General features: G+C 45.9%; 36 protein-coding genes. 34 read left to right on the top strand and 2 right to left on the bottom strand.

Annotated features, from left to right (window positions below; translation table 11 throughout):
* A partial coding sequence (locus U736_RS11860) for a DnaB-like helicase C-terminal domain-containing protein (RefSeq protein ID WP_280939966.1) occupies positions 1 to 173 on the top strand: 173 nt, incomplete at its 5' end.
* Positions 174 to 797: 624 nt separating this feature from the next.
* On the opposite strand, the gene U736_RS0105990 is transcribed toward U736_RS11860, so the two are convergent.
* Both U736_RS0105990 and U736_RS0105995 read right to left on the bottom strand, forming a co-directional pair.
* On the bottom strand, positions 798 to 1316 hold the full coding sequence (locus tag U736_RS0105990; RefSeq protein ID WP_026500451.1) for a helix-turn-helix domain-containing protein: 519 nt from the start codon (positions 1314 to 1316) through the stop codon (positions 798 to 800).
* Between the two features lie 86 nt (positions 1317 to 1402).
* Complete coding sequence (locus U736_RS0105995) at positions 1403 to 1933, bottom strand: helix-turn-helix domain-containing protein (RefSeq protein WP_026500452.1); 531 nt, start codon at positions 1931 to 1933, stop codon at positions 1403 to 1405.
* Between the two features lie 149 nt (positions 1934 to 2082).
* Here U736_RS0105995 and U736_RS0106000 point away from each other — a divergent pair, with 149 nt between their 5' ends.
* The 33 genes from U736_RS0106000 (at position 2083) to U736_RS0106160 (ending at position 24678) form a co-directional block, all read left to right on the top strand.
* Positions 2083 to 2388 (top strand): helix-turn-helix domain-containing protein, encoded by a 306-nt coding sequence (locus tag U736_RS0106000; protein ID WP_026500453.1) that lies wholly within the window; start codon positions 2083 to 2085, stop codon positions 2386 to 2388.
* A 72-nt stretch (positions 2389 to 2460) separates the two neighbouring features.
* Positions 2461 to 2601, top strand: coding sequence for a hypothetical protein (locus tag U736_RS12555; RefSeq protein ID WP_169728636.1), 141 nt, complete (start codon positions 2461 to 2463; stop codon positions 2599 to 2601).
* Entirely contained in the window at positions 2585 to 2983 is a 399-nt protein-coding gene (locus tag U736_RS0106005) for a hypothetical protein (protein WP_026500454.1), read from the top strand. The genes U736_RS12555 and U736_RS0106005 overlap by 17 nt, the downstream gene beginning before the upstream one ends.
* A complete protein-coding gene (locus U736_RS0106010) occupies positions 2983 to 3969 on the top strand; it encodes a ParB/RepB/Spo0J family partition protein (protein WP_026500455.1) in 987 nt (328 codons plus the stop codon). The genes U736_RS0106005 and U736_RS0106010 overlap by 1 nt, the downstream gene beginning before the upstream one ends.
* Positions 3966 to 4424, top strand: coding sequence for a hypothetical protein (locus U736_RS0106015; RefSeq protein ID WP_026500456.1), 459 nt, complete (start codon positions 3966 to 3968; stop codon positions 4422 to 4424). The genes U736_RS0106010 and U736_RS0106015 overlap by 4 nt, the downstream gene beginning before the upstream one ends.
* Entirely contained in the window at positions 4421 to 6400 is a 1980-nt protein-coding gene (locus tag U736_RS0106020) for a transposase domain-containing protein (RefSeq protein ID WP_026500457.1), read from the top strand. Before U736_RS0106015 ends, U736_RS0106020 begins: the two co-directional genes overlap by 4 nt.
* 341 nt (positions 6401 to 6741) lie before the next feature.
* Positions 6742 to 7773 (top strand): AAA family ATPase, encoded by a 1032-nt coding sequence (locus tag U736_RS0106025; protein WP_026500458.1) that lies wholly within the window; start codon positions 6742 to 6744, stop codon positions 7771 to 7773.
* A complete protein-coding gene (locus U736_RS0106030; protein ID WP_026500459.1) occupies positions 7770 to 8039 on the top strand; it encodes a hypothetical protein in 270 nt (89 codons plus the stop codon). Before U736_RS0106025 ends, U736_RS0106030 begins: the two co-directional genes overlap by 4 nt.
* A complete protein-coding gene (locus U736_RS11030) occupies positions 8036 to 8287 on the top strand; it encodes a hypothetical protein (protein WP_244596086.1) in 252 nt (83 codons plus the stop codon). Before U736_RS0106030 ends, U736_RS11030 begins: the two co-directional genes overlap by 4 nt.
* Positions 8288 to 8301: 14 nt before the next feature.
* Positions 8302 to 8925: a DUF3164 family protein gene (locus U736_RS0106040; protein ID WP_026500460.1), complete on the top strand. Its 624-nt coding sequence runs from the start codon at positions 8302 to 8304 to the stop codon at positions 8923 to 8925.
* Between the two features lie 9 nt (positions 8926 to 8934).
* Entirely contained in the window at positions 8935 to 9552 is a 618-nt protein-coding gene (locus U736_RS0106045) for a regulatory protein GemA (RefSeq protein ID WP_026500461.1), read from the top strand.
* A 6-nt stretch (positions 9553 to 9558) separates the two neighbouring features.
* Complete coding sequence (locus tag U736_RS0106050) at positions 9559 to 9966, top strand: helix-turn-helix domain-containing protein (RefSeq protein WP_026500462.1); 408 nt, start codon at positions 9559 to 9561, stop codon at positions 9964 to 9966.
* Positions 9967 to 10053: 87 nt separating this feature from the next.
* Positions 10054 to 10635, top strand: coding sequence for a glycoside hydrolase family 19 protein (locus tag U736_RS0106055; RefSeq protein WP_026500463.1), 582 nt, complete (start codon positions 10054 to 10056; stop codon positions 10633 to 10635).
* Positions 10632 to 10919, top strand: a complete 288-nt coding sequence (locus U736_RS0106060) for a hypothetical protein (RefSeq protein WP_026500464.1) — start codon at positions 10632 to 10634, stop codon at positions 10917 to 10919. The genes U736_RS0106055 and U736_RS0106060 overlap by 4 nt, the downstream gene beginning before the upstream one ends.
* Positions 10912 to 11250 carry a hypothetical protein gene (locus U736_RS0106065; protein ID WP_026500465.1) on the top strand — a complete coding sequence of 113 codons (339 nt, stop codon included), beginning with the start codon at positions 10912 to 10914 and terminating at the stop codon, positions 11248 to 11250. Before U736_RS0106060 ends, U736_RS0106065 begins: the two co-directional genes overlap by 8 nt.
* A gap of 46 nt (positions 11251 to 11296) precedes the next feature.
* On the top strand, positions 11297 to 11458 hold the full coding sequence (locus U736_RS0106070) for a hypothetical protein (RefSeq protein WP_245256880.1): 162 nt from the start codon (positions 11297 to 11299) through the stop codon (positions 11456 to 11458).
* Positions 11455 to 11769, top strand: a complete 315-nt coding sequence (locus U736_RS0106075; protein WP_026500467.1) for a DUF2730 family protein — start codon at positions 11455 to 11457, stop codon at positions 11767 to 11769. Before U736_RS0106070 ends, U736_RS0106075 begins: the two co-directional genes overlap by 4 nt.
* The gene (locus tag U736_RS0106080; RefSeq protein ID WP_026500468.1) at positions 11766 to 12122 is read left to right on the top strand and encodes a VpaChn25_0724 family phage protein; all 357 of its coding nucleotides are present in this window, start codon (positions 11766 to 11768) and stop codon (positions 12120 to 12122) included. Before U736_RS0106075 ends, U736_RS0106080 begins: the two co-directional genes overlap by 4 nt.
* Entirely contained in the window at positions 12085 to 12666 is a 582-nt protein-coding gene (locus tag U736_RS0106085; protein WP_026500469.1) for a phage protein Gp27 family protein, read from the top strand. Before U736_RS0106080 ends, U736_RS0106085 begins: the two co-directional genes overlap by 38 nt.
* Positions 12659 to 14281: a hypothetical protein gene (locus tag U736_RS0106090; RefSeq protein ID WP_026500470.1), complete on the top strand. Its 1623-nt coding sequence runs from the start codon at positions 12659 to 12661 to the stop codon at positions 14279 to 14281. The genes U736_RS0106085 and U736_RS0106090 overlap by 8 nt, the downstream gene beginning before the upstream one ends.
* Before the next feature lie 12 nt (positions 14282 to 14293).
* Positions 14294 to 15895, top strand: a complete 1602-nt coding sequence (locus tag U736_RS0106095; protein ID WP_026500471.1) for a DUF935 domain-containing protein — start codon at positions 14294 to 14296, stop codon at positions 15893 to 15895.
* Positions 15888 to 17093, top strand: a complete 1206-nt coding sequence (locus tag U736_RS0106100; RefSeq protein ID WP_026500472.1) for a phage head morphogenesis protein — start codon at positions 15888 to 15890, stop codon at positions 17091 to 17093. Before U736_RS0106095 ends, U736_RS0106100 begins: the two co-directional genes overlap by 8 nt.
* 607 nt (positions 17094 to 17700) lie before the next feature.
* Positions 17701 to 18744 carry a phage protease gene (locus U736_RS0106110; protein WP_026500473.1) on the top strand — a complete coding sequence of 348 codons (1044 nt, stop codon included), beginning with the start codon at positions 17701 to 17703 and terminating at the stop codon, positions 18742 to 18744.
* Positions 18741 to 19082, top strand: a complete 342-nt coding sequence (locus tag U736_RS0106115) for a DUF2190 family protein (protein WP_026500474.1) — start codon at positions 18741 to 18743, stop codon at positions 19080 to 19082. Before U736_RS0106110 ends, U736_RS0106115 begins: the two co-directional genes overlap by 4 nt.
* A 12-nt stretch (positions 19083 to 19094) precedes the next feature.
* Positions 19095 to 20060 carry a major capsid protein gene (locus U736_RS0106120; RefSeq protein ID WP_026500475.1) on the top strand — a complete coding sequence of 322 codons (966 nt, stop codon included), beginning with the start codon at positions 19095 to 19097 and terminating at the stop codon, positions 20058 to 20060.
* Between the two features lie 15 nt (positions 20061 to 20075).
* The gene (locus U736_RS0106125) at positions 20076 to 20498 is read left to right on the top strand and encodes a gp436 family protein (protein ID WP_026500476.1); all 423 of its coding nucleotides are present in this window, start codon (positions 20076 to 20078) and stop codon (positions 20496 to 20498) included.
* Position 20499: 1 nt separating this feature from the next.
* Positions 20500 to 20994 carry a phage virion morphogenesis protein gene (locus U736_RS0106130; protein WP_026500477.1) on the top strand — a complete coding sequence of 165 codons (495 nt, stop codon included), beginning with the start codon at positions 20500 to 20502 and terminating at the stop codon, positions 20992 to 20994.
* Positions 20991 to 21512 carry a hypothetical protein gene (locus tag U736_RS0106135; RefSeq protein ID WP_026500478.1) on the top strand — a complete coding sequence of 174 codons (522 nt, stop codon included), beginning with the start codon at positions 20991 to 20993 and terminating at the stop codon, positions 21510 to 21512. The genes U736_RS0106130 and U736_RS0106135 overlap by 4 nt, the downstream gene beginning before the upstream one ends.
* Positions 21509 to 22102 carry a phage baseplate assembly protein V gene (locus U736_RS0106140; protein ID WP_026500479.1) on the top strand — a complete coding sequence of 198 codons (594 nt, stop codon included), beginning with the start codon at positions 21509 to 21511 and terminating at the stop codon, positions 22100 to 22102. Before U736_RS0106135 ends, U736_RS0106140 begins: the two co-directional genes overlap by 4 nt.
* Before the next feature lie 11 nt (positions 22103 to 22113).
* Complete coding sequence (locus U736_RS0106145; protein ID WP_015856807.1) at positions 22114 to 22314, top strand: hypothetical protein; 201 nt, start codon at positions 22114 to 22116, stop codon at positions 22312 to 22314.
* Positions 22315 to 22317: 3 nt separating this feature from the next.
* Complete coding sequence (locus tag U736_RS0106150; protein ID WP_026500480.1) at positions 22318 to 22704, top strand: GPW/gp25 family protein; 387 nt, start codon at positions 22318 to 22320, stop codon at positions 22702 to 22704.
* Positions 22691 to 23572, top strand: coding sequence for a baseplate J/gp47 family protein (locus U736_RS0106155; protein ID WP_026500481.1), 882 nt, complete (start codon positions 22691 to 22693; stop codon positions 23570 to 23572). Before U736_RS0106150 ends, U736_RS0106155 begins: the two co-directional genes overlap by 14 nt.
* Positions 23572 to 24678, top strand: a complete 1107-nt coding sequence (locus tag U736_RS0106160) for a phage tail protein (protein WP_026500482.1) — start codon at positions 23572 to 23574, stop codon at positions 24676 to 24678. Before U736_RS0106155 ends, U736_RS0106160 begins: the two co-directional genes overlap by 1 nt.

Below are 24678 nucleotides of genomic sequence, written 5' to 3' on the forward strand. Positions count from 1 at the left end.
AAAATGAAGAACCCAAAGAAGGCACTGCTGAGTATAGCAAATGGCAAGAGGCAATGGAGCAAGCCAAGGGCAAAGCTGAGGTTATTATAGCAAAACAACGCCATGGTCCGACAGGAATCGTCCCACTGGCATTTCAATCGGATTTTACACGCTTTAGTGATTTGGAAAAATAGGAGCAGAAAAATGCGTTAAAGGGAGCTTTAAATACCCTTTGAAAGGCATTTGAAGACCCTTTGAGAACATCTTTAAAACTCTTTGAGAAAAAATAAATTGGTACAAAACCTAGTGGCAAATTATACAAAACCTGCTGGCAAGCTACACAAGTGTAGTTTGACACTAGGTTTTATACTAAGTGGGATTAGGTGGGATTAGTTAGGAATACGTGGTAATTTGTTGTTTTTATGGTTATTTTTTACCATTAAATGCGCGTTTTGTCAAAATAGATTTTGACACCTAAAATTGCGAAAATTAGCGAAAATCAGAAAAAAGTGCGTTTTCATGGTAAAAATGAGAGAAGGCTTTGAAAGGTCTTTGAAAACCCTGTGAAAAATTTTGAAAAGTCTGTGAAAGCCCAGAAAACCGCCTTTGAAGACCCGGTGAAAAAAATTCGGTAAATTGTGAAGCTCACTCCAAAATCAACCAAAAATGACCAAAAAAGCAAAAAAGATTTTCACCTATTGATGATTATCTATTTTTAGAGGCAATATATACTTATTAATCAAATAGTTATATTATTTTTTTAATGTAAAAAGATTTTCATATCGATTTTTGATTTTAAAGGGGCATTAAGGCGTATCTTATTTAGTTTCTGGATGTGCATTTTCAGCCTCTATTTGACGCTTTAAATGCAATTTTAAAAGAGGCAAGGTGAGCTCGACCTCTTCCGTGTCGTTGATGTCTTGAACAAGCTCTTGCAACTTTATACAAAGCTCTGCCGCTAATTCCGCTATATCTTCAGGGGGGAGTTTTATATTTGCATCGCGATAGGTTGTATAAGCTATGCGACCGAGCTTTTTCATGAGACCAGTAGGGATAGTTTGTGGTTTAAAACCAGCTGCTTTCGCTTTTGCCATGTCACTAAACATTTCGCCTTCACCAGTGAGAAGCCAATGAAAGTCTACGCCATAAATTTTGTGATAGGCAATTGCGATAGATGCTGGTGGCTCATTTATACCAAGCTCATAATTTGCAAGCGTATTTTTTGCCAAATTAAGAGATTTGGCAAAAGCACCGCGTTCTTCGTTTCCGAGGATTCGTCTTATTTCACGTAGGCGTTTTGCTAATGGTGTTTTAGGTTCTAGTTCGGGGCGTGCCAAAAATGCTCCTTATTTATATTGAGATTTGTTTTAAATTACAGGATTTTAAAACGTAAAGAGATTCCCCCATTGATTTTAGAGTAGCATTAAGCCGTATCTTGTGTAGTTTCTAGATGTACTCTTTCAGCCTCTATTTGACGCTTTAAATGAATTTTAAGAAGAGAGAAAGTCGCTTCGACCTCTTCCATGTCGTTGATGTCTTGAACAAGCTCTTGCAGTTTTTTATAAAGTTCCGCCGCGAGTTCCGCTATATCTTCAGGGGGGAGTTTTATTTTAGCATCGCGATAGGTTGTATAAGCTATGCGACCGAGCTTTTTCATGAGTCCAGTAGGAATGGTAGGCGCTTTAAAACCAGCTGCTTTCGCTTTTGCCATGTCACTAAACATTTCACCTTCACCAGTGAGAAGCCAATGAAAGTCTACGCCATAAATTTTATGATAGGCAATTACGATAGATGCTGGTGGTTCATTTACACCGAGCTCATAATTTGCGAGCGTACCTTTCGCTAAATCAAGAGTTTTTGCAAAAGCGCCGCGTTCTTCATTTCCAAGCATTTTTCTTATTTCACGTAGGCGTTTTGCCAATGGTGTTTTTGGTTCTGAATCGGGACGTGCCAAAAAATACCTCATAAATTCATTTTTTATGTTTACAAAGCATAAAAAATGAATTAACTACATATTACCGCCCGATATAGAGGGCAGATATTTTACAATTAACCCCACAAAAAACGGATGTGGGAGCATCCGTTTAAAGCAGGAGCGAAGTTATGACAACCACCCAAACATGCATTCAAGTATGGGATCGCCATAGTATTTTAGCTGAGCTACGCCGCCGTAATATGACCTTGGCGGAGCTCGCGAAAGCTTATCAACTACCGTCATCCAGTGTTCAACATATCTGGACACGGACCAACGAGAAAGCTGAACGCGCTATTGCCGATTTTATCGGTTTGCCCGTCGAGCAGGTTTTTAGCGACCGCTACCCCAAAAGTCGCCGTCGCATTTTTAAAGCAGCAAAACATGCCAACACAGATTCGCGTGCGCATTCTGCTTTGCGTGGGAATGCTGCTTGAATTTCGTTACACGGCTTTGCGCTTTTGCGCATTTGCCATGAATTTATTACCATAAGATGAAAAGGTTTATCAATGTCTAAAGATCAATACGAAATGGGCAAGATAAATTGCAGAGAGTTGCATCATAGAACAGCCGTTTGCATGAGTTGGTTTTGGCGATTAGATGGTGGTCATATTGTTTTTATAGGGGGTGGTTATGGTTGCTGCTTGTAATTTATGGACCCCAGATGCCAGAAGCGATATCGTTAATCCTTATTCAGAAGTTGAACGTTTGGAAGCTATGCTTTCCTGTTCTTTAAAAGCCGTGAGTAGTGGATTTAAGCATCTGCCGATCCGGTATATTATTGACCCTCCGCATGGCTTATTTGATGCGGCGTTAGCACGACAGATTGTTATTCATATCTTGCATTATCAGTTTGAGGTACCGCGGCGGCGGCTTGTTGCCATGCAAGAGCGTGAACGCACTGCTGTTGCTCGCTCTTTGCGTACAATTAACCGGCGTTTGGAAGAACCCGTTTTTGCAAAAGCTTATCGAAGATGGGCAGGGCGTGCGATGGATTTATTCTTTAAAGAGATCAGAAAGGCGGCAGCGTGATGGCACAGTTTCAAAAGCTTGCTTTAGATTTGATTGTTGTACCGGAGCGTATACGCCCTGTTGATGATGAGCATGCCAAGGCGCTTGCGCAATCGATGGCACGAGAAGGGTTAATGAACCCGATTACGGTGCGCCATACCCCTAATGCGAAAGAGGGCAATTATACGCTTATAGCTGGTGCGCACCGGCTTCGTGCTGCTGAGCTTTTGGGCTATAGTGACATTGATGCGGTTGTGGTGCAGGCTGATAAGGATAATGCTGCGCTTTTAGAAGTAGCGGAAAACCTCTTTCGTAATGAGTTGTCTGTTATTGACCGTGCGCTTTTTGTCCAGACTTACCGCGAATTGTGGGAAAAGAAATATGGGGAAATTAAGGTTGGTGGTGACCATGGTAATCAATATACAAAGGACAAAGTGGCAAAGGGACAAGTTGTCCCTTTGCCAAAAGATGGTTCTTCAGAGCACCATGAAACTGGGTGTGAAGGGGATGAAAAATCAAAGGGACAACTTGTCCCTTTGATCGGTGGTGAGACAGATTTTGAGAAATTGGTGCAACTTGCACCTATTTCTCAAACAGAGGTAAAAGGTGAAAAAGGAACAGTTTTATCTTTTGCCGAACATGTGGCGGACCGCATTGGTTTGTCTTCAAAATCAGTAAGACGTCTCAACAACATTGCTCAGCATTTACAGCCGGAGTTGCGCTCTGTTTTGCGGGGGACAGCATTGGCGGATAATCAAGCGCAGTTATTGAAATTAGCAAAGATGGAGCCGGTTGCGCAACGGCGGGTGGCGATTGCTTTACAACAGGTTGAGGGGGATTTACGGCGGGCTGTTGATTTGGTCAATGGAGTTAATACACCTCCGCAAATTAATGAGCAGGAACGGATTTTTGCGCAGTTATTAGGGGTGTGGCAGAGGGCGGATGCGCAGACAAAGGCGCGGTTTTGTGATTATCTTGCAAGAGAACAAGGGGAGGAGCAGGCATGAGGAGGCATGGTTGCGGGCAGCTTGATTTTTTCCAAAAGCCGGTTTTTCCTTGTCGTGAACCCGTTGCGCAGATTGATTTAGGGCGGTTTCGCTCACGCATTAAGCGTGCGATGGCGCGGGCTTTGAGAGAATGCCGGCATGAGCGCAGTGTGATTGCGGAGCGTATGGCGCATTATTTAGGGATTGGGTGTTTAAGTAAGGCCAGTTTGGATGCTTATGTTGCGGAAAGTAAGCAGGTGGATATTTCCCTGCCGCGGTTTAAGGCATTTGTGCGGGCGACAGAGGCATTTTGGCTCTGGGATGAGGTGGTGAGTGAAGATGGATTGTTGCTGTTGCAAGGGGATGAGGCGCGGTTAGCAGAAATTGCAAGGTTGCAGCAGGAACAGCGGGAGATTGCAGCGCGATTGAAAGCCATGCGCGCAACGCCGGTTCGCATTAAAAGGGGGCAGCCATGAAGGAGTGGTTTCGTATTGCCGAATTGGCTGAGGCAGCTTTGCCAGGGTTGCCGAAAACAAAGATCGGTCTCAACAATCTTGCGCTTAAGAAATGGCGTTTGAATACACAATTGTTTCGCCAAACATTAGGTAAAACCAAGCCGGTTTGGGAGTATCACATTTCCTTATTGCCGGAGGTTTCACGGGCGGCATTGTTGGTGCGCTCTGGAGTGGGTGTTGATGTGAAACAAACGCAAGGGGAGCAAAAGGCAAGTATTTGGGTGCGTTATGAGGGGCTTTCAAAGGCGCATAAAAGGCGCTGTGAAGAGCGTTTGAAGGCACTTTGCTTTATGGATGATTTGCTCCATGCCGGTATGGGTGTGCATGATGCGGCAAGTTTGTGTGCGATGCAATTTGGTGTGAGCCGGATGTCGCTTTTTAATTGGCGGCAGATGGTTGAAGGCTATGAACGCCCTGATTGGTTGGCAGCGCTTGCACCTTGTTATGGTGAGGAGAATGTTTCGCAATTTGCGCCGTGTCATGAGGGGGCGTGGGAGGTTTTTTGTTCGGATTATTTGCGCCCCTCTCGCCCTGCTTTTTCGGCGTGTTATCGGCGCATGGTTTCTGTGGCGCAGGAGCGGGGTTGGGCGCCCATTCCTTCTGAGCGGGCTTTGCGGCGTCGTTTTAAGGCGCAAGTTTCCAAAGCGGTTGTGGTTTTAGCACGTGAGGGAGAAGAAAAGGCAAAAAAGCTTTATCCGGCACAACGGCGTGATCGCTCAAGCCTGCATGCACTGCAAGCGGTGAATATGGATGGACATAAGCTGGATGTTTTTGTGCGTGTTCCTTGGGGAGAGAAGCCTGTGCGGCTTTATCTGATTGCCATTCAAGATCTTTATTCGGGCAAGATTTTATCGTGGCGCTTATCGGATGCTGAGACTTGGGAAATCGTTCGTTTGGTGATTGGGGACATGGTGGAGGCTTATGGGATACCGGAGCGTATGACCTTGGATAATGGGCGTGCTTTTACCAGCAAGTGGATTTCTGGAGGTGTGCAAAACCGTTTTCGTTTTAAGATTAAGCCGGATGATCCGCAGGGGCTTTTGACGAGTTTGGGTGTGCAATTGCAATGGACCACACCTTATAGCGGACAGTCTAAACCGATTGAGCGGGCATGGCGTGATCTGGCAGAAGCGATTTCCAAACATCCCTTTTGTGCAGGGGCTTATACGGGCAATAAACCGGATGCCAAGCCTGAAGATTATGGCAAGCGCGCGATAGAATTTGAAGCGTTTAAAGCCCATGTTGGTGCGCAAATTGTGGCGCATAATGCGCAAGCGGGGCGTAAGGCGGTTAATTGTGCGGGGCGCAGTTTTGATGAGACCTTTACTGAGAGTTTGCAAGCCGAGGGGACGATAGTTCGGCAAGCAACGGCAGCACAACGGGCTTTATGGCTTTTAACCTCTGAGGCATTGCGTGCGCAAAAGGGTACGGGCGAGATCCATTTTTATGGCAATCGTTATTGGGCGCGTGAACTTAACCAGTATGCGGGGCAAAAGGTGATTGTACGTTTTGATCCGGATAATTTGCACCAAGATTTACGGGTTTATGATTTGAACAATCGGTTGCTTTGTTTGGCACCTTGCCTTTGCGATGTGGGCTTTTATGACCAGCATGCGGCGCGCTTGAATGGGCGTTTGCGTAAAGAATATGTGAAGGCTGTTAAAGCAGAAAAACAGCTGGCGGCAAAGCTTGCGCCTGATCACTTGGCCGATGTTTATGGGCGCCTTGAGAAAAAAGATGAAGCGTTGAAATCTAAACTTCCGATAAAGCCAAAGGTGAGCCGCTTGATGCCAAACCATGTGGGGAATTTAGCTTTGACAGCAGACGATGATGAGGTTTTGGAGAGCCAAGAATTTAGCACGCATTTGCATAAAGCTTTGAGAAAGCTTTCGGCCTCTGATGAGGGGCGTGAGGTGATCAAGTTTCCTAAACGATAGGAAAGGAAAGAGGGGGGATTTGTAAGAATTCTCAAAAGGAAGCTGGTTTTGTATCGCGTACCAGCTTGAAGCGTTAACAAAGAAAGGGGGGGAGAAGTCTTAATCCTTTAAAAGTTTAAATCAATACAATTAAATTTTCAGGTGCCTTTGCCTTAATCGGGCGAGGAGCGTGAAGTTAGCAAGTTCCCCGATGTGTAAGAAAGAGAGGGGAATTTATAAGGTTAGCCGTTTTAGTATCGCGTACGGCTTTAGAGTAACAAAAATGGGTAGGTGGGAGCCTACCCATTCAATAAAATCTAAAATCCATAAGAATCTAGATCAATACGAGAGGGAGATTATAGATGAAAAACGCGATAAATGCAACGGTCGATAAAAATCCTTGGGCGCGACCAAAAATCCAGCCCAATGGAACAGCACAAAACCGCAACAGTGATGACATTGCTTTATGGAATGAGCTTGTGGATTCAGTCAGAGCTTTGGGACAAATGAATGATTGGTCGAAAGCAGAGGTGGCGCGGCGCATAGGGATGCCGGATGGGACGTTTTCGCAATGGTATGCTGGCAGTTATGCGGGGCAATTGGGTAAGCAAAATGCGAAGGTTCAACAATGGGTTGAGGTTTTAAAGGAAACGGCGGGTTTTTTGGAGAAGATCCCTGAAAAGCCAGCCTTTCAGAGGAATCGTATAGCCAGTGAGATTATTGATACTTTAACGCTGGCACAAAGCACGGGGGATATGGTGATGATTACGCTTGATGCGGGCAGTGGCAAGACCGAAACTTGCCGCCATTATCGCTCTACCCGCCCGCATGTTTATCTGGTGACAGCCAGCCCGCATACGCGCAGTGTTCACGGTATTTTGAATGATATGGCAGCAGAATTGGAAGTGGTGGAATATAATCCCACCCGCTTAACGCGTGCGATTGGCAAAAAGTTAGAGCGTGTGGGCAGTGGCACGTTGTTGATCGTTGATGAGGCGCAAAATTTAACGGATGAGGCGATTAATCAGTTGCGCCATTTTGTTGATATCAATGGCACGGGGCTCGCTTTGGTTGGGAATGATGAGATCTCGGGGCGGTTGGTTCACCGTCAAAATGGTCCCTCTTATGCGCAAATTAAAAGCCGATTGGCGATGCATTTGAAACGGCGCAAGCCCTATAGTGAGGATATTGCTGCGCGCATTCATGATTGGGGGATTGAGGATGTTGGGGCGATAAAGTTTCTGACAGGGATAGGCTTAAAGGCTGGAGCTTTGCGGCAAATTGACAAAACCATGATGTTGGCACGCATGGCAGCGCTTGGAGATGGGTGTGAGGTGACCCTGAAACATGTCAAAGCGGCATGGAAAAACCGTGACGTGGAGGAATTGGCATGATCCCTTTATGTGACAAAGAATTATCCGATACGCTTGTTGGTCTTTATGACGATTATCAATGCGGTTTTGATATTGGAGAAAAGCTTAAATTGTGTGTTGATTTGGCGTTATTGCTTGAATTGGAGTTGAGTGTTCACCGTTTGGGGGAGGCGGATGCGGTTTTGGAAGCTGAAGTTGCAGAAGTTTTGGCTGAGTGTGAAGACTCTCATCGAGATGAAGATAAGAGCAATCGTGTGATTTATATGGATTTTGGAGGCGGAAAATGATGGAACGGAACCCTTATATGGTGAGAGATAGCTTGATTGCTTTGCGCTCTGCCTTGTTAAAACATGAAGTGAATGGGATTTTTTTGCATGGACAAGATGTTCGAGAATTAAATGAGTATTTGCGCCGCCTAGCGGGCTATAACCACATTTTAGGTCATGAGCTTATGCGGTGTCGTTGGCAATTGAAAGCGGGATGTGCGCCTTCTTCAGGGGATGTTGTGCCGTTTCGTCGTTTTCAAAAAACATAAGGAGGAAGTTGGTGATGAATCCACAAATTGAACTTGAAGGAACGCATTATATGAAGGATGCGAAAGGGGCTTTGGTGCCGGTAAGCTTGATCCGCCCTGCGGATTTATTGGAAGATGAAACGGTGCGTAAAATTATGGGATTTGCCAAAGAGTTATCGGCAAGGATTGCACGTTTTAACAACCATACGATTGCAGATTTGGGTGCTTTTGATAGCTTGCTTGCGCAAGAATATGGTGTGGAGCGGCGTGGCAAAAAGGGCAATTGTACTTATACAAGCTTTGATGGTTTGCAGCGTATTAAGGTGCAAGTTCAGGAGAGTTTTGATTTTGGACCGCAATTGCAAATTGCCAAAAGCCTTCTTGATGAATGTTTGAATGAGTGGTCTGCCGATGCGCGCCCCGAAATCCGCGCGATTATTACGCGTGCTTTTAATACGGATAAAGAAGGCAAGGTGAATCGGGGGGAGATCTTTATGCTGTTGCGTTTGGATATTGATGATCCACGCTGGAATGAGGCTATGCGGGCGATCCGTGAAGCGATCCGTGTGACGACATCTAAGGAATATGTGCGTTTTTATGAGCGCGATACATTAGAAAGCGCTTGGCGTGCTGTGACCATTGATCTGGCGAAGACGTGAGGGGGTGACATGTCTTTAGCTGTCCTTCATATGGGAAAACGCGCGTTAGGTCTTGATGATGAGACCTATCGCGCACTGCTCTATCGCTTGACAGGCAAGCAATCGGCGAAAGATTTGGATTTTTTAGAGAAACGTTTAGTCGTCGCTGAAATGAAAGCGTGTGGTTTTGAGCCGAATGTGAAGCGTTTAGAGGGTAAATATGCTAAGAAGCTCCAGGCGCTCTGGATTGCTGGGTGGAATCTTGGCATTATTCGTGATCGTTCAGACAAAGCATTGCTTGCCTTTGTGAAAAGACAGACGGGGATTGATCATATTCGTTTTTTACGCGATAGCGATGATGCATGCAGAGCTATTGAGGCGTTGAAAGGTTGGTTGCAGCGTGAGGGTGGGGTTGACTGGAAAGGAAAAAAGATTCAAGATTCATGGCAGAAAATGCCAGGATATTTGATTTTGTGTGCCCAATGGAAGCGTTTGAATCCCGATGCTGTGTTTGATGTGGAAGCTTTTCATCAAAGTGTTATGGCGTTAAGTGGTAAAGCTTTGGGCGAGATGGATGGGGGCGACTTTAGAGAAGTGATGAATGTTTGGGGGCGGAAAATCCGTAAAAGTGTTAAAAGCGAGGGGTAAGCATGCATGCACGAGGAAGTCTATAGCGATTTTCCTGCCTTATTGCGTGAAATAGCTGATGTTGCGGGCAGTGAAGCGGCATGGAATATGATGCGTGCTTTTGGCGGACGAGAAGTTTATATACCTGGGCGTCTTGAGAATGCGGATTGGTTGATTGAAATTGTTGGGTTTGAAGAGGCGCAGCAACTCATCAACCATTTTTGTTTTAATGGTTCTGGTGTGCGCCTTCTTATCCCCCTTGGTAGAGATGCTGAACGGCGGCAAAAAATGGTGCAAGCGTTGCAAAAAGGTTGGTCGGTGGATACTGCGGCTGCTGTTTCTGGTATGCATGTGCGTACAGCCTATCGCTTGAAGAAGAAAATTTCTTCAAAAGAACCACAAGGTTTATTATTTCCAGAGTTTTATGAGTATTGAGAGTTTTGACTGACAGTGTCAGTCTTATATTGGGGACGTGAGATTTCATAAACTGCGAATGGATTTTTATTCATTGAGTGGTTTGTTATGATTTCAATAGATGCCTCTTTTCTTCATCAACTTGCGCCTAAACTGACGCATCATGCGCGCCAAGATTTTATTATTGTTGAAATGGCACGCGTGTTGCCTGAAGCTTTGTCTTATGGTGCGATCACGACACATTTACGTGTTGCGCATTTTTTAAGCCAATGTGCCCATGAGAGTGATGGCTTTTTTACCCTGCGTGAATATGCCTCAGGGCGCGCTTATGAAGGACGGCGTGATTTAGGCAATGTCACTCCTGGTGATGGTGTGCGCTTTAAGGGGCGTGGTTTGATCCAATTAACGGGGCGCAATAATTATCGCCGTTTTACGAAGTTTTGGCGCTCAGTAGATGATCAGGCGGTTGATTGTGAAGCATTTCCAGAAGTGGTGGAACAGTTTCCAGCTGCTCTTTGGTCTGCTGTTTGGTTTTGGCAGACGAGAGGCTTAAATAGGCTTGCTGACCAAGATGATTTACTCAGAATTACTAGAGCAATTAATGGGGGGAAAAACGGTCTTGTGCAACGGTTGACGTATCTTAATCGAGCTAAAAAGCTTTTGGAGCTTTCATGCGAGGTGAAGGTATGAAACCGTCTTATCGTGGTTCTAGGCTCTATTTATGGTGGTCCTTTTGGTTTGCTTGGGGGGTTATTTTTTTGCTCGTTTCTGGTGGCTTGTGGGGAGCACCGCATATTGTTGATATGGCAGGCATTTCTATTCCTTCGATGGTGGCGATTATTGTTGGCAATTTGGGTGTGCATCGTGGTTTTGGTTCGTTGGATTTTTCCAATAGGAAACATTCCCATAAGCGGCGTAGCAGCTCCTATGATGGGGTGGAGATAACGGGGTGGGGAGATAAGCGCAATGTTTAGCCCACTTTCAAAACTGTCTTTTGGTTTGTTGTTTTTGGCAAGTGTGATGTTGGCGGCTTTTGGCTTTATGAAAGCGCAAGTTTTAAAGGCGGAAAGAGCGCGTGATTTGTACTGGCAGTTGGAGATTGCCAAGGCTTCTGCACGCGCACAGCTTGAGATGGAGCGACAAAGGCAAGCAGCGTTTGAAGCTGAGCATCAAGCGCAAGGGGTAATTTCGGCTTTGGAACAAAAGCTTGTGAAAATGGAGGAGGTCAATGCAGCATTGCCAACTACTGGCTGTGGTATTGGGCTTGAGCGTGTGCGCTTGCTCAACAACCAAGCCAAGGGATAGTTTTGCGTATCATTTTTTATCGGTTGAATTGCCGCCTGTTGTTCGCATGGCGTGTGCCCGCCCAGCTTTACTGCCAGAGCGTGCTTTGAATGCGCGCGAAGTGGTGCATTATTGGGGGCGTGATCGTGCTGCTTTATTGATTTGTGAACAACGCAGAAAATCTGTGGAGTGGGCGATTTTAGGCAAAAGAGAGGGGGGGTTCAAGTGAACTTGGATATCAGTGTTGCGAATGGCTGGTTGTCTTTATTGTTATCGGTTATTGCGATTTGTGGGGTTTTGAGAGCCTATTTTTCTTCAGGTGCGCGGGAAATGCTGAAAGACATGACAGTGCTTAAAGAGCGTGTGCAAAAGTTAGAAACGGAGATGGACTTTTTGCCTGATCGCGATGCGATGCAAAGATTAGAAGTGAATATGGAACGTTTGAATGGTCGTATCAACACGCTTTCTGCGCAATTGCAACCGGTGGCAGCCATTGGTGAGCGCTTGCAAGAGTTTTTACTGGAGAATGCCAAGAAATGAAAGCAGATATGGATAAAATTATCCGTGAAGAAGCGCGGTTAATTATTTTAAAAGGGCTTGCTTGTGAGCGCAGTGAAACTTTATCGAGTGCGATGATCGAGCGGCTTTTATACAGTTATGGCATCAGACGCGATCGCGATTTTGTGCATAATGAACTGGCTTTTATGGAAGATCAAGGTGCTGTTACATTAAAACAGGTGGGTTCAGTTTTTCTTGCGGCGTTAACAGAACGGGGAGCGCGTCATTTAGACCGGAGCTTTTCCATTGAGGGGATTAAGCGGCCTAAACGTTCATCAATAAAATACGAGGTGAAGGATGCGCAAGGTCGGGCGTGGACGTTTAACGGCGATTGATTTATTGCCGCAAGCTTGTGATCAGATTATTGCTGCGGCTGCTGAGGCTTTAAATGGGCGTGAGAAGACACAAATGGCTATTTATGGTGAGTTTAAAGCGGCTTTGAAGGCTCTACAAAAGGAAACAGGTTTAAGCTTTTCTATACCCTCTTTTTCCAGTTTTAATCGTTATTCTTTGCGTTTAGCAGTGATGTCAAGGCGCCTAGAACAGACGCGGGAAATTGCCGCAAGCCTTTCCAAGCGTTTTGATGCCAAAGCTTCTGACAATATTACTCTTTTGACGGCAGCGGCGATTAAAGAACTGATTTTTTCCACGTTAAGCAGTGGGAAAAACCTTTCGCCAAAAGCGGCACAAGAATTGGCCAATGCGCTCAAAGGGGTTTTGGCGGCTGAACATTTGTCGACCACGAGGCGGCAAAAGTTGGAAAAGGATTTTGCCTCTAAAGCAAATAAAGCGGTTGAGATGGCAGCAGTCGCGGCGGGGCTCTCAGAAGAGACAGCGCGCGCTATTCGTGCGCAAGTGTTGGGGGTGAAAAATGGCTGAACAGCCCCTCTCAAAAAGTCATGTCTTTGATCATCAAAGTGGTTTTGATATTTGGCAGGCGAGTACTTTCCCTCAAGAGCAAGATCCTTTAGCGGAAGGTGTTTTGATGGCGCATCAACGCGCATGGATTGAAGATAAGTCCCCATTAAAATTGGTTGAAAAGGGGCGGCGGACCGGCATTACTTTTGCGGAAGCTTTGGATGATACTCTTATTGCGGCAGCAACGCGTGAAGCTGGTGGCGATAATGTTTTTTATATTGGAGACACCAAAGAAAAGGGACGTGAATTTATTGGTTATGTGAGCAATTTTGCAAGGGCAATCACTCGTAATAGTGGGGATGTGGAGGAATTTTTATTCTCTGATCAAAGGGGGGATGGGTCAACAAAATATATCTCTGCTTATCGAGTGCGTTTTGCTTCAGGTTTTCGGATTGAGGCGCTTTCTAGCCGCCCTGAAAACATTCGTGGTCTACAAGGCATTGTGGTGATTGATGAGGCTGCTTTTCATCAAGATGTGCGCTCTGTTTTGGATGCGGTCAATGCTTTGTTGATTTGGGGAGGCAAGATCCGTGTGATCTCCACCCATAACGGTGTTTTAAACCCTTTCAATGAATTGATCCGTGAGGCGCGCGCAGGCAAAGTGCCTTTTTCGGTGCATTGTTACCCCTTTGGTGTCGCTGTTAAAAATGGCTTGTTTAAACGAGTTTGTGCTATGAAGGGCGAGGTGTGGAGTTTAGCGTCTGAGCAACAATGGGAAGAGCAAATTCGTGCCTCTTATGGGGTGCGTTTGGCTGCTATGCGCCAAGAATTAGATGCCATACCAGCCGATCAAGAAGGAGCGGCTTTAACACGCTTACAGATTGAAAATTGTTGCGCGCCTGATATTGCGGTGTTGCGTTTTGCTTGTGTGGATAATTTTAAAAATCAATCGGATTATCAACGAAGTCAAGCTGCTTTTAATTGGTGTGAGGGGCGCTTAAAACCTCTTCATATTGAGCTTGACCGACGGCGCCAACATGTTTTTGGCGTTGATTTTGCGCGCAGTGGCGATACGACATCCATTGTGGTGATGGAAATTGGGCAAGATCTGGTGCGCCGTGTCCGGTTTATGGTGGAATTGCGCAATACGCCGTTTGATCAACAAAGAGAGATTTTATTTTATGTGGTGAATGGCTTGCCGCGTTTGTTGGGGGGCGCTTTGGATGCACGGGGCAATGGGGCTTATTTAGCGGAAAAAGCAGCACAGCGTTATGGGGCTTGTGTGAGGGAAGTGCAATTGTCGCAAAGTTGGTATGGCAAAGAAATGCCGGCTTATTTGGAAGCTTTTGGGGATGGGTCCATTGTTTTGCCGCGTGATAGTGACATTGTTGCCGATCATCAAGCGCTTGCTTATGTCAATGGCATTGTGAAAATTCCAGACAATCATCGTTTTAAAGGCAGTGATGGTTTTATGCGTCATGGTGATAGCGCGATTGCTTGCGCTTTGGCTTATTTTGCCAGCCGCCAGACGCCTGAAATTTATGATTATACACCTGTGAGAGAGGCTTATCGTTTTGATGAAAGCTCACTCTTTTCAACGCCTTTTTTTTCAACAATGCGATCAAAGATTTATTGATGGGATGATGAGATGGTAAAACTTTTAGATCAGTGGGGCAGGGCGCTTAATATCAAAGGGTTGGAGAGAGAAGTCGCAAGCCCTACCATTAATGGTGTTCGTGATGTGTGGTCACAAACCATTGTCAGTGGTCTCACCCCTGCGCAACTTGCTGATATTTTACAACAGGCAGCACGGGGTCATCCAGAGCAGTTTTTCCAACTTGCCGATGATATGGAAGAGCGTGATTTGCATTATCGTGCTGTGCTTGGCATGCGTAAAAATGCTCTCACAGGGGTGGAGCCTGGAGTGATTGCAGCAAGCAACAGTGCACAGGACAAAAAGATAGCGGATGCTGTTCGAGAAGTGATTAGTGCACCTACTTTTGTTGATGATTATGTGACGGATTTGTTAGATGCTTTGGGAAAAGGCTATGCGATTGTTGAAACCTTATGGGACAAGAGTGCCAAAGAGTGGTGGCCGGTTGCTTGGAAATGGCGTGACCAGCGGTTTTTTCAATTAGACCGGCGGGATGGTTTTCATTTGCGTTTAAAAGAAGAGGGGTCTCATTATGGTATTGAGTTGCCTGCTTATAAATTTTCCATTCATCGCCCAAAGTTAAAAAGTGGTTTACCTATCCGCACGGGGCTTGCACGCCTTGCAGCTTGGGCATTTCTCTTCAAGTCTTATACCTTAAAAGATTGGATGGCATTTTTAGAAGTTTACGGCATGCCGTTGCGCGTGGGCAAATATGGTGCGAGCTCTTCTCATGAGGAACGGCGGGTTCTCATTCAAGCGGTGCGTGATTTATCCAGTGATGCGGCAGCGATCATTCCCAAAGAGATGGAGATTGAATTTATTGAAGCAGCGGGAGGCAGTGGCAATGCGGTTTTTGCCGCAAAAGCCGAATATTTAGATCGGCAGATTTCAAAGGGTGTGTTGGGACAAACGATGACGACGGATGATGGTGCGTCCTTTTCGCAAGCGCGCATTCATGAAAATGTGCGCCATGATATTGCCAGAGCTGATGCACGGCAATTGGCATTGACGGCCAATCGTGATTTGATTGTACCTTTTGTTGAGATTAATTTTGGGCGCCAAGAGCGCACCCCCCTTGTCTATTGGCCGATTTCGGAAAATGAAGATATTAAAGCGATTAGTGATGCGCTGGAAAAACTCGTGCCTTTAGGTTTGCGTGTTGGGGCGCAAGAAGTGCGCAATAAGATTGGCTTTTCGCAACCAACAAAAGAAGAAGATGTTTTAAAGGCTCCTGATAATGCGCTTGATGATGAGAGGGGACAAGAGGATGGTGAGGGTAAACAAAAGGCTCATGTTTGTGCTGATTGTGGGGGTGCTTTTGATGTTTCTGTGACAAGAGAGAGCAAGGGTGAAAAAAAGCATGGTGGGAAATATCACGACGAATTGGACCGACTTTCTGAAGAAGCTTTAAGTGACTGGGAAGAGGATTTAGAACCCCTTTTAGAGCCTTTTAAAAAGCTTGTGAGAGAAGCAAAAAGTTATGAGGATATCCTCAAAGGCTTAGATGAATTGTTGGGCGAGATGGATCATCACGCATTAGCCGCACGTTTGGCAAAGGTGCAAATGATTGCACGTGGGCTTGGGTATCATGGATGAGGAACTTTTTAAAACCGCCCCTAAAGAGGTCACCCGTTATTTTGAAGCCAAGGCACTTGTTCCAAGCTTTGATTGGCGGGATATAGCACCAGAAGAACATGCTTTTTCCTTTACGGTAGCAAAATCGGTGGGCTATGACATTTTGGATGATTTTAAGCGAGCGGTTGGAGAAGCCATAAAACATCAAGTTCCTTTCCAAGAGTTTCAAAAAAATTTGATGCCGATTTTACAGGAAAAGGGTTGGTGGGGTAAAAAGACCAGCATTGACCCGAAAACGGGTGAAAAGAGCGTGGTGCAATTGGGCAGCCCACGGCGTTTAGAAACGGTCTATTGGGCTAATACCATGAGTGCCCATGCGGCAGGGGAATGGGAGCGCACACAAAATAATAAAGAATTTTTGCCCTATCTCACCTATGCTTTGTCGAGTTCAGAACATAAGCGTTTAGAACATGAAAGTTGGGTGGGGTTTACCGCACCCGTTGATGATCCGGTTTGGGATTGGCTTTATCCACCCAATGGTTGGCGGTGTAAATGCAGTGTGCGACAAGTAAGCCGCTATGAGGCGGACAATTTAGGCTATGAAGAGGGGGCAGAGCTACTTCATGTTGAAAAGCAGGTTTGGCACAATAAACGGACGGGGAAAGTAGAGAAGATACCAAAGGGGATTGATCCTGGTTGGCATTTGAACCCTGGGAAACATCGTGCGCAAAATTTAAGCCGATTTTTGAGTGATAAAGTCTCTGTAATGGAGGACAATGACAAGCGTATTGCCATTGAAGATATTGTGGGTTCGCCGCTTTTGGAAGCCATGTTTGAAGGACGTATGCCTCGCGGGTTTATACCCATTGCACCTATACCACAAAAGGTGGGTGATGTTTTTGCAGCGGAAAATTCTCTTATTCGCTTATCCTCAGACAGTGTGAAACATATTTTGTTAGAGCATCAAGCGCGTTCTCTTCACTTGGATGATTTTCGAGGCGCTATTCAAACACTCATCCGCCCCCATGGCGTTATCAGACGAAAAGGTGTACCGAGCGTTGTGTTTTTGGGTGAAAATGATGGGGTATGGTGGCGTTTAGCGGTTAAATTTGTGGCAAGCAAACAAGAATGGTGGTTGACCTCCATGCATAAAAAAAGCTCTAGAGAAATTGGACGCTTATTGGATGCGGCTGAAAAAAAGAGCGAGAGGTTGTTGTAAAGAAAACAACAGGAAGAAAGTCTTGTGTTCTTAACGGAAAAGAGGCGAGGAAAATGAGAAGGCGTGGAGGGCGGTCAACTCCTCGCAGATCCGGTAAAACCGTCCTGGTATAACTGGCTCACGCCTCGTGGATAGAAGTAACAGTTTAAAAGTTTAAAAGCAATCTTTAAAAAACGACTTGAGAAAAACCATGTTGGCTTTTGTGAAGAGAGTCGATGCGTGAGAAAAGAGAAGGCGTGGAGGGCGGTCAACTCCTCGCAGATCCGGTAAAACCGTCCTGGCAAAACTGGCTCACACCTTACATTCAATGATATAATGTTTTTAAGCCAAAAAGCAATCTTTAAAAAAACGGCTTGAGAGAGGCTTTTTTTGTATAAGATGATAAATTGTACCTCTCACTTTACAACGGCACTCTATCGCCTTTGAAGTGCCTTTGAAAACGATTTTATGGGATGGTTTAGCACGGGGGTTTCTTTCACAAGGAGAAGAATAGGGAAAAGGGTGCTTTTTTGAGAAATGCTCTTTTGACTGACAGTGTCAGACTTATAGCGGGAGTAAGTTTCATGCATTGTATTGCCAATGACAATTGTAAAGCAATAGGCAATGTATGGAACAGGAATTTCACGAAGATCAAAAAGATGGGGATGCAGAAACATTTTATGATGGGACATTTCATGCTGCGTTAATAGATCTTTGCCCAGACGTTTTATGCCAAGACATTTCATGTGAAGACGCCACCGTTAGCCAAGCGCCTGAATGGGTAGAGCTTTTGCCCAAAGCGCCTCATGTGAAGGCACGTGATGGACGACAATGGCATTATAACCCGCAAACGATTTTAAAAGCCTTTGCAGCCAATAAAGGACCGCTTGTGATTGATTATGAGCATGGGCAACATCACCGTGCGAGAAATGGTTTAGAAGCACCTGCCAGTGGCTGGATTGAAGAATTAGCAGAGCGGGATGGTGCGATTTGGGGGCGTGTTAAATGGACCGATATGGCTACCAAAAAAATTATTGCCCGAGAATATCGCTATCTTTCGCCTGAGTTTCGCCATTCCAAGAAAGGTGAAATTTTGCATTTAGCAGGTGCTGGTTTGGTGAACCGTCCAGCCCTTGTCATGACGGCTTTAAGCCGTGAACAGCCTTCCCCTATAACTTTGACGGAGAAAATGATGGATTTGACAGCCATTGCCAGTGCACTATCGCTGGCAGAAGATGCTAAAGCGGATGAGGTTTTAGCAACGCTTAAAGCGCGCGAAAAGGAACGCGTGGAATTAAATGCCCAATTAACAAAAGCGCGAGAAGATTTAGCGCTTTTGCAAGAAGAGCAAAAAAACAGTGCCATTGAGAGTCTTTTAGACAAGACAATTGAAGAGGGCAAGATTTTGCCGGCTGCGCGCGAGGAATATCGTGCGCTCTGTAGCCTTGAAGGGGGGATGGAGCATTTTAAAAGTTTGGTCGAGAAGTTGCCGGCGCTTGCCTCAACAATCCCTCTAGAAGTGTGTGCCTTAGCACAAGAACCAAAGCTTGCTCCAGAAGAGGTTGCCCTTGCGGCACGTCATTATCAGGAAGAGCAGAAGAAAAAAGGCTTCGACATCACCATTAGCCAAGCGGTTGAGTATATTAGCGAGCAAAAGGAGCGCCAATCATGAGTACGATGATTTTGATTAAATCTTTTCGCGCTGGAGATGTGATCTCACCTTATTGCATTGTTGCAGCCCGCACTGAGGGAATGGTGGCAACGGCTTCTGGTAAGGGTGATAAATTATTAGGGACCGCTGGGTCTTGTGAAGCCAAGGCTGGTGAGATGATTGATGTTGGCCAATGTGGTTGGAGCGAAGTGGTTTGTGGAGGCAATGTTTCCTTTGGTGATTTTTTGACCTCTGACCCAAAGGGGCACGCCATAAGGGCAGAAGCAGCAGATCGCACCATTGGTATTGCCATGAGTGATGGCTCTGCTGGTGATATTATTTCTTTTAAAATTAATTAATCGAGGCTTAAAATGAACAGACCTTTTCCCATTGATCCAACACTTACTGCTATTGCTATTGGTTATCGCAATCCAGCAGGTTCTCTTATTGGCGATAAAGTTTTGCCACGCGTTTGTGTTTTAAGTGAGGTGTTTAAATATAGTGAATTTCCTTTAGCGGAAAATTTTACCGTGCCTGAACTTGAGGTTGGGCGAAAAGGGCGCCCGAATGTGGTGGAATTTTCTGCCTTTGAACGGGAAGCCAGTGTCAAAGATTACGGATTGGATGATCTCATCCCCAATTCAGATATTGAAGCAGCGGCACGCGCACGGGCGGAGCGACGCTCTCGTTATAACCCCGAAAAGACAGCTGTAGAGGGACTTGCCAATTTGCTAGAATTGGGGCGTGAAGTGCGTGTTGCAGCTCTTGTACAAAGAAGTGAAAATTACGCACCAGAGCGGGTGATTACTCTTAAGGGTGAGAATAAATTCAGTGATTATGAAAAATCTGACCCTTATGCCACTTTAGATGAAGCGATGGATAAAAGTCTCGTCTATACGCCCAACACCATTGTGATGGGTAAAGTTGTTTGGTCAAAACTCAAACGTCATCCCAAAATCATTAAAGCCGTTAAAGGGGGTGGTACTGCTGATGGTTTTGTCACCAAGGCGCAATTTGCTGATCTGATGGAAATACACCCCGATCGTTTACTCATTGGTGAATCGCAAGTGAATTTGGCACGCAAAGGGCGTTCGGCACAATTGGCACGCGTTTGGGGCAATAAGATTGCACTGCTTTATATTGATCCCACCAAACAACAGGCGGATGGATCGGTCATCAGTTGGGGCTTTAGCGCTCAATTGGGTGAGCGTTTGTCTGGAGTGATCATTGATCCAGATATCGGCTTATCAGGCGGTAAACGGGTGCGTGTGGGGGAACGTGTGTGCGAATTGGTGGCAGCAAAAGATGCCGGCGTTTTATTGCAAGAAGTTGTCTAAGGGAAACTTTGAAATATGGCTTATGCAAGCAAAACATTGATTGAAGAGCTCTGGGGTGATGACTTCTTGGATGACTTATGTGGGATGGATGAGAATTCTGATCCAGTTTTTTCAGAGCAAGCCATTGCCCGCGCGCTCGAACAGGCAAGCGGTGAGATTGATGTGCATTTGTCTCATCGCTACTGCGTCCCCATTGCTGGACAGCCGGCGGCTTTGGGTATGATCTGTGTCAATATTGCTGTTTATAATTTAGCCATACGCCATACGGCACTGACCACGACTATTGAAGATCGTTACAAACAGGCGGTTGAACTCTTGAAACGCATTGCGGAAGGCAAAGCGGGTTTAGGCATAGATGAGCCTAAAATTATGAGCGAAGATGGTCCCGTGCGTGATGGGGCTTTCTTCCATGCTAAGCCGCGTTTGATGGGAAGGTAACATGTCTGTTGCAACCCATATTGAGATTAAAGAGACAGGGCTTGAAGCGGCTTTATCCTTTTTGCAAAAGGGAGCTGATAGCTCGATGGGGACTTTGGCACAAGGGGTTGGTCGTCTCATCCAAGAAAGCACAAGGCGGCGGATTCAAAGCGAAAAAACGTCTGCCCAAGGAGAGAAGTGGAAAAACAATCATGCTCGCACCTCCATTCTTTATTCCAGTGGGGCGCTTTCACGCTCCATTGATATGAAAGCTTCACCAGAACAGGTGATTGTGGGCTCTGGGTTGGTTTATGCGCGGATTCATCAATTGGGTGGGGTTATTCGCCCGAAAAATGGCAAGACACTGCGCTTTTTTCTTAAAAGCGGCAATGCACACCGCTTTGTTTGTGTGCATCAAGTGACCATGCCCGCACGCCCTTATTTGGGGCTTTCAGAGCACAATAAAGTGGAAATTGTCAAAGCGGCAGAAGATTGGCTGGAAAGGGTCTTTTCATGAGTCAAACGATCACACAAGCAGGGCGCATTAATCAGTTTCGTGAAGCGGTAATAAGAAGCCTTAAAGGCGCTTTGCCAGATGTGCGCGATTGCGGCTGTCAATTTGGGCGCTTTAACTTAGAAGAACTTGAAACACAGATGCTGGTGGCTCCAGCAATACGGGTTGCGGTATTAGAAAGCCGTTTCAATTCTGTTGCTTCTGGACACATGAGTGCGGATCTTCATTTAGGGGCTTTTATTATCACCACAGGTAAAGAGCGTGATGTTTCCAGTTGGCTTTTAGCAGAAGCCATTGCGGTGCTTTGTCATAGCGGGCAATTGTGGGGGCTAACGCATTTGAGTGCCCCGCGTGAGGTGCAAATTGAACCGATTATCTCTGCGGCGATTAAGCAGCGTGGTGTATCGATAAGCGTGGTGGAATGGCACCAAGATTTGCATCAGTTGGGACAGGATATTTTTTGTGATGAAGGACAACTCAAAAGTGGTTTGATTTCATGTGATGATGAGGTGTTGCCATGAATGATGCGCATCTTTTGAGTGATACCTTGCGGCAAATAATGAAGCGTCTTGATGCGCTTGAACGCTGTCTTGCCAACCAGCACATGATTGGGCGGGTTGCAGAAGTTGATGGACATAGGGTGCGGGTGAAACTTTCCGAACAGGGTTCCAATGGACAAGCGGTTTTATCGCCTTGGCTACAAGCGCAAGAAGCTTCTGGCACTCTCTCAAGCAATATGCCCCTCCATGTTGGTGACCCAGTGCGGTTGTTAAATCCCCATGGCGAAATTGGTTCTGCCTCTCTGGTGGTGCGCGATAGTTATAGTGAGGATGCGCCTAATCCCGCACGCTCGCCGCAAGAGCTTGCTCTGTGTTATGCGGGTGGCGCTTTGCGTATCACGAAGGATGAGCTCATTCTCTCCCATGGGGAAAACAAAATTCATTTGAGTGAAAAAGGTTTGGTGCTTTCTCATCAATCAACCCGTGTTGAATTAACGGGCAGTGTGCATATTCAAGCAGAAGATTTGCAGCATAATCAAAAATCTGTTGGCGCAAGCCACAAACACGGTGGGGTCAAAATGGGTCCCTCCACAACCTCTTACCCCCTTTAAAGGAGTTTATCATGCGTGAGAACACTTATGTTATTTTAACCAATGCCGATTTTGTTGCAGGCAAGCGTTCACCGGGCAAAGGTGAAGAAATTTGTTTAAGTGAGGAAGCGGCTAAATATCCGTTGCTGCTTGGACAGATTGCTGAAAAACCAGCCCCTGTTGTTTCTGCGCCCCCAACTGTTTCGACCACAAAGACAAGCAAAGGGGCTTAAAGCATGCGGTGTGGGATAAGCGAAAAGGATGGCTCTCTCTTATATGGTTGGGCACATTGCCAACAGTCACTCCGTAAATGTCTGACGACAAGGATTGGGACACGGGTTTTGCGTCGTCATTATGGGTGTGATGTTGGAGCATTCCAAGATGCCAATGCTGATCCTGCGACGATGATGCAGCTTTATCAAGCAATTGTTGAAGCGCTCGATGATCCAGAGTGTGGAGAGCCTGGGTTTTCGTTGCAGAGGATTGATCTGACAAAAGCAACGCGTGAAGGCACATTCCATTTTGTTTTAACGGGTGTTTTTTATCCCGATGGGCATTTGGGGGATTGGTCACACAAAGAGCCAATGAGCATCAATTTAGAGGTTGGTGATGACAGAGCTTGAACCTTTACCCCTCCCACAAATTCCCCCTCCACAACTCCCTTTGCCACAAATTATTGAAGAGCTTTCTGTTGAAGCAATTTTAGAGCAAAAGATCACGCGTTTGACTGAGCTTTTTGCGGCGCATCATATTCCTTATAATGTGGAAAAGACGGCTTATGATCCGGTGGTCATTCAATTGCAAGCGGCGGCTTATGAAGAGTTGCTCTTGCGCCAGCGAATTAATGAAGTGGCGCGGGATAATTTACTCACATTTGCGCGTGGAACAAGTTTAGATCATTTGGGGGATTTTCATGGGGTTACGCGCCTTTTGGATGAAGATGATGAGCGTTTGCGCCGCCGCATTCGCTTGAATAGACAAGGACATTCCACAGGTGGCACAGCACCACGTTACCAATATTTTGCCCTCTCAAGCGATATCCATGTCAAAGATGCTTTTGTTTATCGTGAGGGTAAAAGCCCGCTTATTCATGTTGCGCTTTTTAGTGACGCCCCTTCAGGGGTGGCTGATGAGACTTTAATTGCAAAGGTGCAAGCAGCCCTTGATGCCCCCCATGTTAAAATGACCAATGACCACATCTTTGTGAAAAGCGCGGTACAACGAATGATCAATGTTTCTGCTGATTTTTGGTTGTTACCGGATGAAGGCTCCTTTGTTTTGGAAAGAGCGGAGCAGAATTTAAGAGCAGAATGGGCGCGTGCGCAAAGGCTTGGGCGTGATTTGTCTTTAAGTTGGATACTAAGCCGCTTGATGGTTGAGGGCGTTCACCATGTAAACATAACGCAACCTTGTGAGGATATTTTGGTCGCACCTGATGAAGCGGTCGCACTAGGGGATATTGTTTTGTCTGAACGGGGGCGTGCTTATTGATGCTTTCCTCACTTTTGCCACCGAATTCGAGCTTATTTGAACGCTGTTTTGCAGAAGCAATGGCTTTTGACCCTCACGTTAAAACGGCACTCGAAGAAATACTTCGCGCGAAATTTATCACGCGTCCGCCTTCTTGGTTGCCCTTTTTAATAGACGAATATGGCTTACAAGAATTAACCCCTTATTTCTCTAACCTTTATGATTTAATTGATCAGGGTCTTGCATGGCAGCGGATACGTGGCTCCCTTGCGGCAATAGAGATGGGGCTTGAATGGCTAGAGATTTCGGCACGCTTTCAACCCGCCTGGACGGGGCGGATATGGTGGAATTCCTTTCAACTTTACTTTGACAGCCTCCCTGAACGCAAAAGCCTTGAAGCCATTGAAGCAATCACAGATCTTTCCAAAAGTTTGCGCTCTGATTTTCGTCGAGGGACCTATGGTTATGATGTGCAAGCTGTTGAATGCAATATGTCACGCCTTGATGACAGCATGTTGGAGTATGAGAGCGGTGTGCGCTTAACAGCTGGGAACACTTTGTTTTCCTTTGGACGCACGACAGAGATAGAGCACGTTCTCACAAGAGAAGAAGGCAAGCTTATTGGCAATTGGATAGATGATGGGGATGAGGAATTAAGCTGGGAACAGATTGATTACCCATGGGACATGGCAAATTTTCCGTGGTGTTCGGTCAAAAAACATGAACGCGATATGCTCATGGCAGAATGGTTTCATGGCCGCACGCTTTATCTCGTGTTAAGAGACACCCAAAATGCCGTGATTGGCACTCGCAGATGCTATGCTGTAGCGCCTGTCGAACAGGCTTTGGATGGTGTGTACAGCCATTGTGGTAACAGATTTAACCCTTCCCCAACAGGCACCTTGTTGTTTCTGGCAGCACGAACAGACTTTCGCGATGTTGACGGCAAACAAGCAGCATTTGTTTCCATTCTCGTTCATGCTACCCCCGCAGAAAACATAGCGGTTGGCAAGCTTTGGTTGGAGCTTGATGAACTAAGTGGTGGTGTCGAGATACTCAAAACGCCCATTAATATTCCTTTGCGTGCCGATGTTCGCGAACAATTCAAGATTTTATTGAGGTTTTAA

The organism is Bartonella grahamii ATCC 700132, from assembly GCF_000518085.1.
Lineage (GTDB): Bacteria > Pseudomonadota > Alphaproteobacteria > Rhizobiales > Rhizobiaceae > Bartonella > Bartonella grahamii.

What these genes read in the sequence shown, in the direction of transcription:
- U736_RS0106030 (WP_026500459.1), top strand. Translation starts at nt 7,770, where the DNA reads ATGATCCCTTTATGTGACAAAGAATTATCCGATACGCTTGTTGGTCTT.
- U736_RS0106135 (WP_026500478.1), top strand. Translation starts at nt 20,991, where the DNA reads ATGAGTCAAACGATCACACAAGCAGGGCGCATTAATCAGTTTCGTGAA.
- U736_RS0106025 (WP_026500458.1), top strand. Translation starts at nt 6,742, where the DNA reads ATGAAAAACGCGATAAATGCAACGGTCGATAAAAATCCTTGGGCGCGA.
- U736_RS0106160 (WP_026500482.1), top strand. Translation starts at nt 23,572, where the DNA reads ATGCTTTCCTCACTTTTGCCACCGAATTCGAGCTTATTTGAACGCTGT.
- U736_RS0106150 (WP_026500480.1), top strand. Translation starts at nt 22,318, where the DNA reads ATGCGGTGTGGGATAAGCGAAAAGGATGGCTCTCTCTTATATGGTTGG.
- U736_RS0106005 (WP_026500454.1), top strand. Translation starts at nt 2,585, where the DNA reads ATGGTTGCTGCTTGTAATTTATGGACCCCAGATGCCAGAAGCGATATC.
- U736_RS0106070 (WP_245256880.1), top strand. Translation starts at nt 11,297, where the DNA reads ATGGCGTGTGCCCGCCCAGCTTTACTGCCAGAGCGTGCTTTGAATGCG.
- U736_RS0106145 (WP_015856807.1), top strand. Translation starts at nt 22,114, where the DNA reads ATGCGTGAGAACACTTATGTTATTTTAACCAATGCCGATTTTGTTGCA.
- U736_RS0106115 (WP_026500474.1), top strand. Translation starts at nt 18,741, where the DNA reads ATGAGTACGATGATTTTGATTAAATCTTTTCGCGCTGGAGATGTGATC.
- U736_RS0106120 (WP_026500475.1), top strand. Translation starts at nt 19,095, where the DNA reads ATGAACAGACCTTTTCCCATTGATCCAACACTTACTGCTATTGCTATT.
- U736_RS0106090 (WP_026500470.1), top strand. Translation starts at nt 12,659, where the DNA reads ATGGCTGAACAGCCCCTCTCAAAAAGTCATGTCTTTGATCATCAAAGT.
- U736_RS0106130 (WP_026500477.1), top strand. Translation starts at nt 20,500, where the DNA reads ATGTCTGTTGCAACCCATATTGAGATTAAAGAGACAGGGCTTGAAGCG.
- U736_RS0106155 (WP_026500481.1), top strand. Translation starts at nt 22,691, where the DNA reads ATGACAGAGCTTGAACCTTTACCCCTCCCACAAATTCCCCCTCCACAA.
- U736_RS0106060 (WP_026500464.1), top strand. Translation starts at nt 10,632, where the DNA reads ATGAAACCGTCTTATCGTGGTTCTAGGCTCTATTTATGGTGGTCCTTT.
- U736_RS0106020 (WP_026500457.1), top strand. Translation starts at nt 4,421, where the DNA reads ATGAAGGAGTGGTTTCGTATTGCCGAATTGGCTGAGGCAGCTTTGCCA.
- U736_RS0106125 (WP_026500476.1), top strand. Translation starts at nt 20,076, where the DNA reads ATGGCTTATGCAAGCAAAACATTGATTGAAGAGCTCTGGGGTGATGAC.
- U736_RS0106065 (WP_026500465.1), top strand. Translation starts at nt 10,912, where the DNA reads ATGTTTAGCCCACTTTCAAAACTGTCTTTTGGTTTGTTGTTTTTGGCA.
- U736_RS0106095 (WP_026500471.1), top strand. Translation starts at nt 14,294, where the DNA reads ATGGTAAAACTTTTAGATCAGTGGGGCAGGGCGCTTAATATCAAAGGG.
- U736_RS0106010 (WP_026500455.1), top strand. Translation starts at nt 2,983, where the DNA reads ATGGCACAGTTTCAAAAGCTTGCTTTAGATTTGATTGTTGTACCGGAG.
- U736_RS0106055 (WP_026500463.1), top strand. Translation starts at nt 10,054, where the DNA reads ATGATTTCAATAGATGCCTCTTTTCTTCATCAACTTGCGCCTAAACTG.
- U736_RS0106140 (WP_026500479.1), top strand. Translation starts at nt 21,509, where the DNA reads ATGAATGATGCGCATCTTTTGAGTGATACCTTGCGGCAAATAATGAAG.
- U736_RS0106000 (WP_026500453.1), top strand. Translation starts at nt 2,083, where the DNA reads ATGACAACCACCCAAACATGCATTCAAGTATGGGATCGCCATAGTATT.
- U736_RS0106045 (WP_026500461.1), top strand. Translation starts at nt 8,935, where the DNA reads ATGTCTTTAGCTGTCCTTCATATGGGAAAACGCGCGTTAGGTCTTGAT.
- U736_RS0106085 (WP_026500469.1), top strand. Translation starts at nt 12,085, where the DNA reads ATGCGCAAGGTCGGGCGTGGACGTTTAACGGCGATTGATTTATTGCCG.
- U736_RS0106040 (WP_026500460.1), top strand. Translation starts at nt 8,302, where the DNA reads ATGAATCCACAAATTGAACTTGAAGGAACGCATTATATGAAGGATGCG.
- U736_RS0106050 (WP_026500462.1), top strand. Translation starts at nt 9,559, where the DNA reads ATGCACGAGGAAGTCTATAGCGATTTTCCTGCCTTATTGCGTGAAATA.
- U736_RS0106015 (WP_026500456.1), top strand. Translation starts at nt 3,966, where the DNA reads ATGAGGAGGCATGGTTGCGGGCAGCTTGATTTTTTCCAAAAGCCGGTT.
- U736_RS11030 (WP_244596086.1), top strand. Translation starts at nt 8,036, where the DNA reads ATGATGGAACGGAACCCTTATATGGTGAGAGATAGCTTGATTGCTTTG.
- U736_RS0106080 (WP_026500468.1), top strand. Translation starts at nt 11,766, where the DNA reads ATGAAAGCAGATATGGATAAAATTATCCGTGAAGAAGCGCGGTTAATT.
- U736_RS12555 (WP_169728636.1), top strand. Translation starts at nt 2,461, where the DNA reads ATGTCTAAAGATCAATACGAAATGGGCAAGATAAATTGCAGAGAGTTG.
- U736_RS0106100 (WP_026500472.1), top strand. Translation starts at nt 15,888, where the DNA reads ATGGATGAGGAACTTTTTAAAACCGCCCCTAAAGAGGTCACCCGTTAT.
- U736_RS0106110 (WP_026500473.1), top strand. Translation starts at nt 17,701, where the DNA reads ATGGAACAGGAATTTCACGAAGATCAAAAAGATGGGGATGCAGAAACA.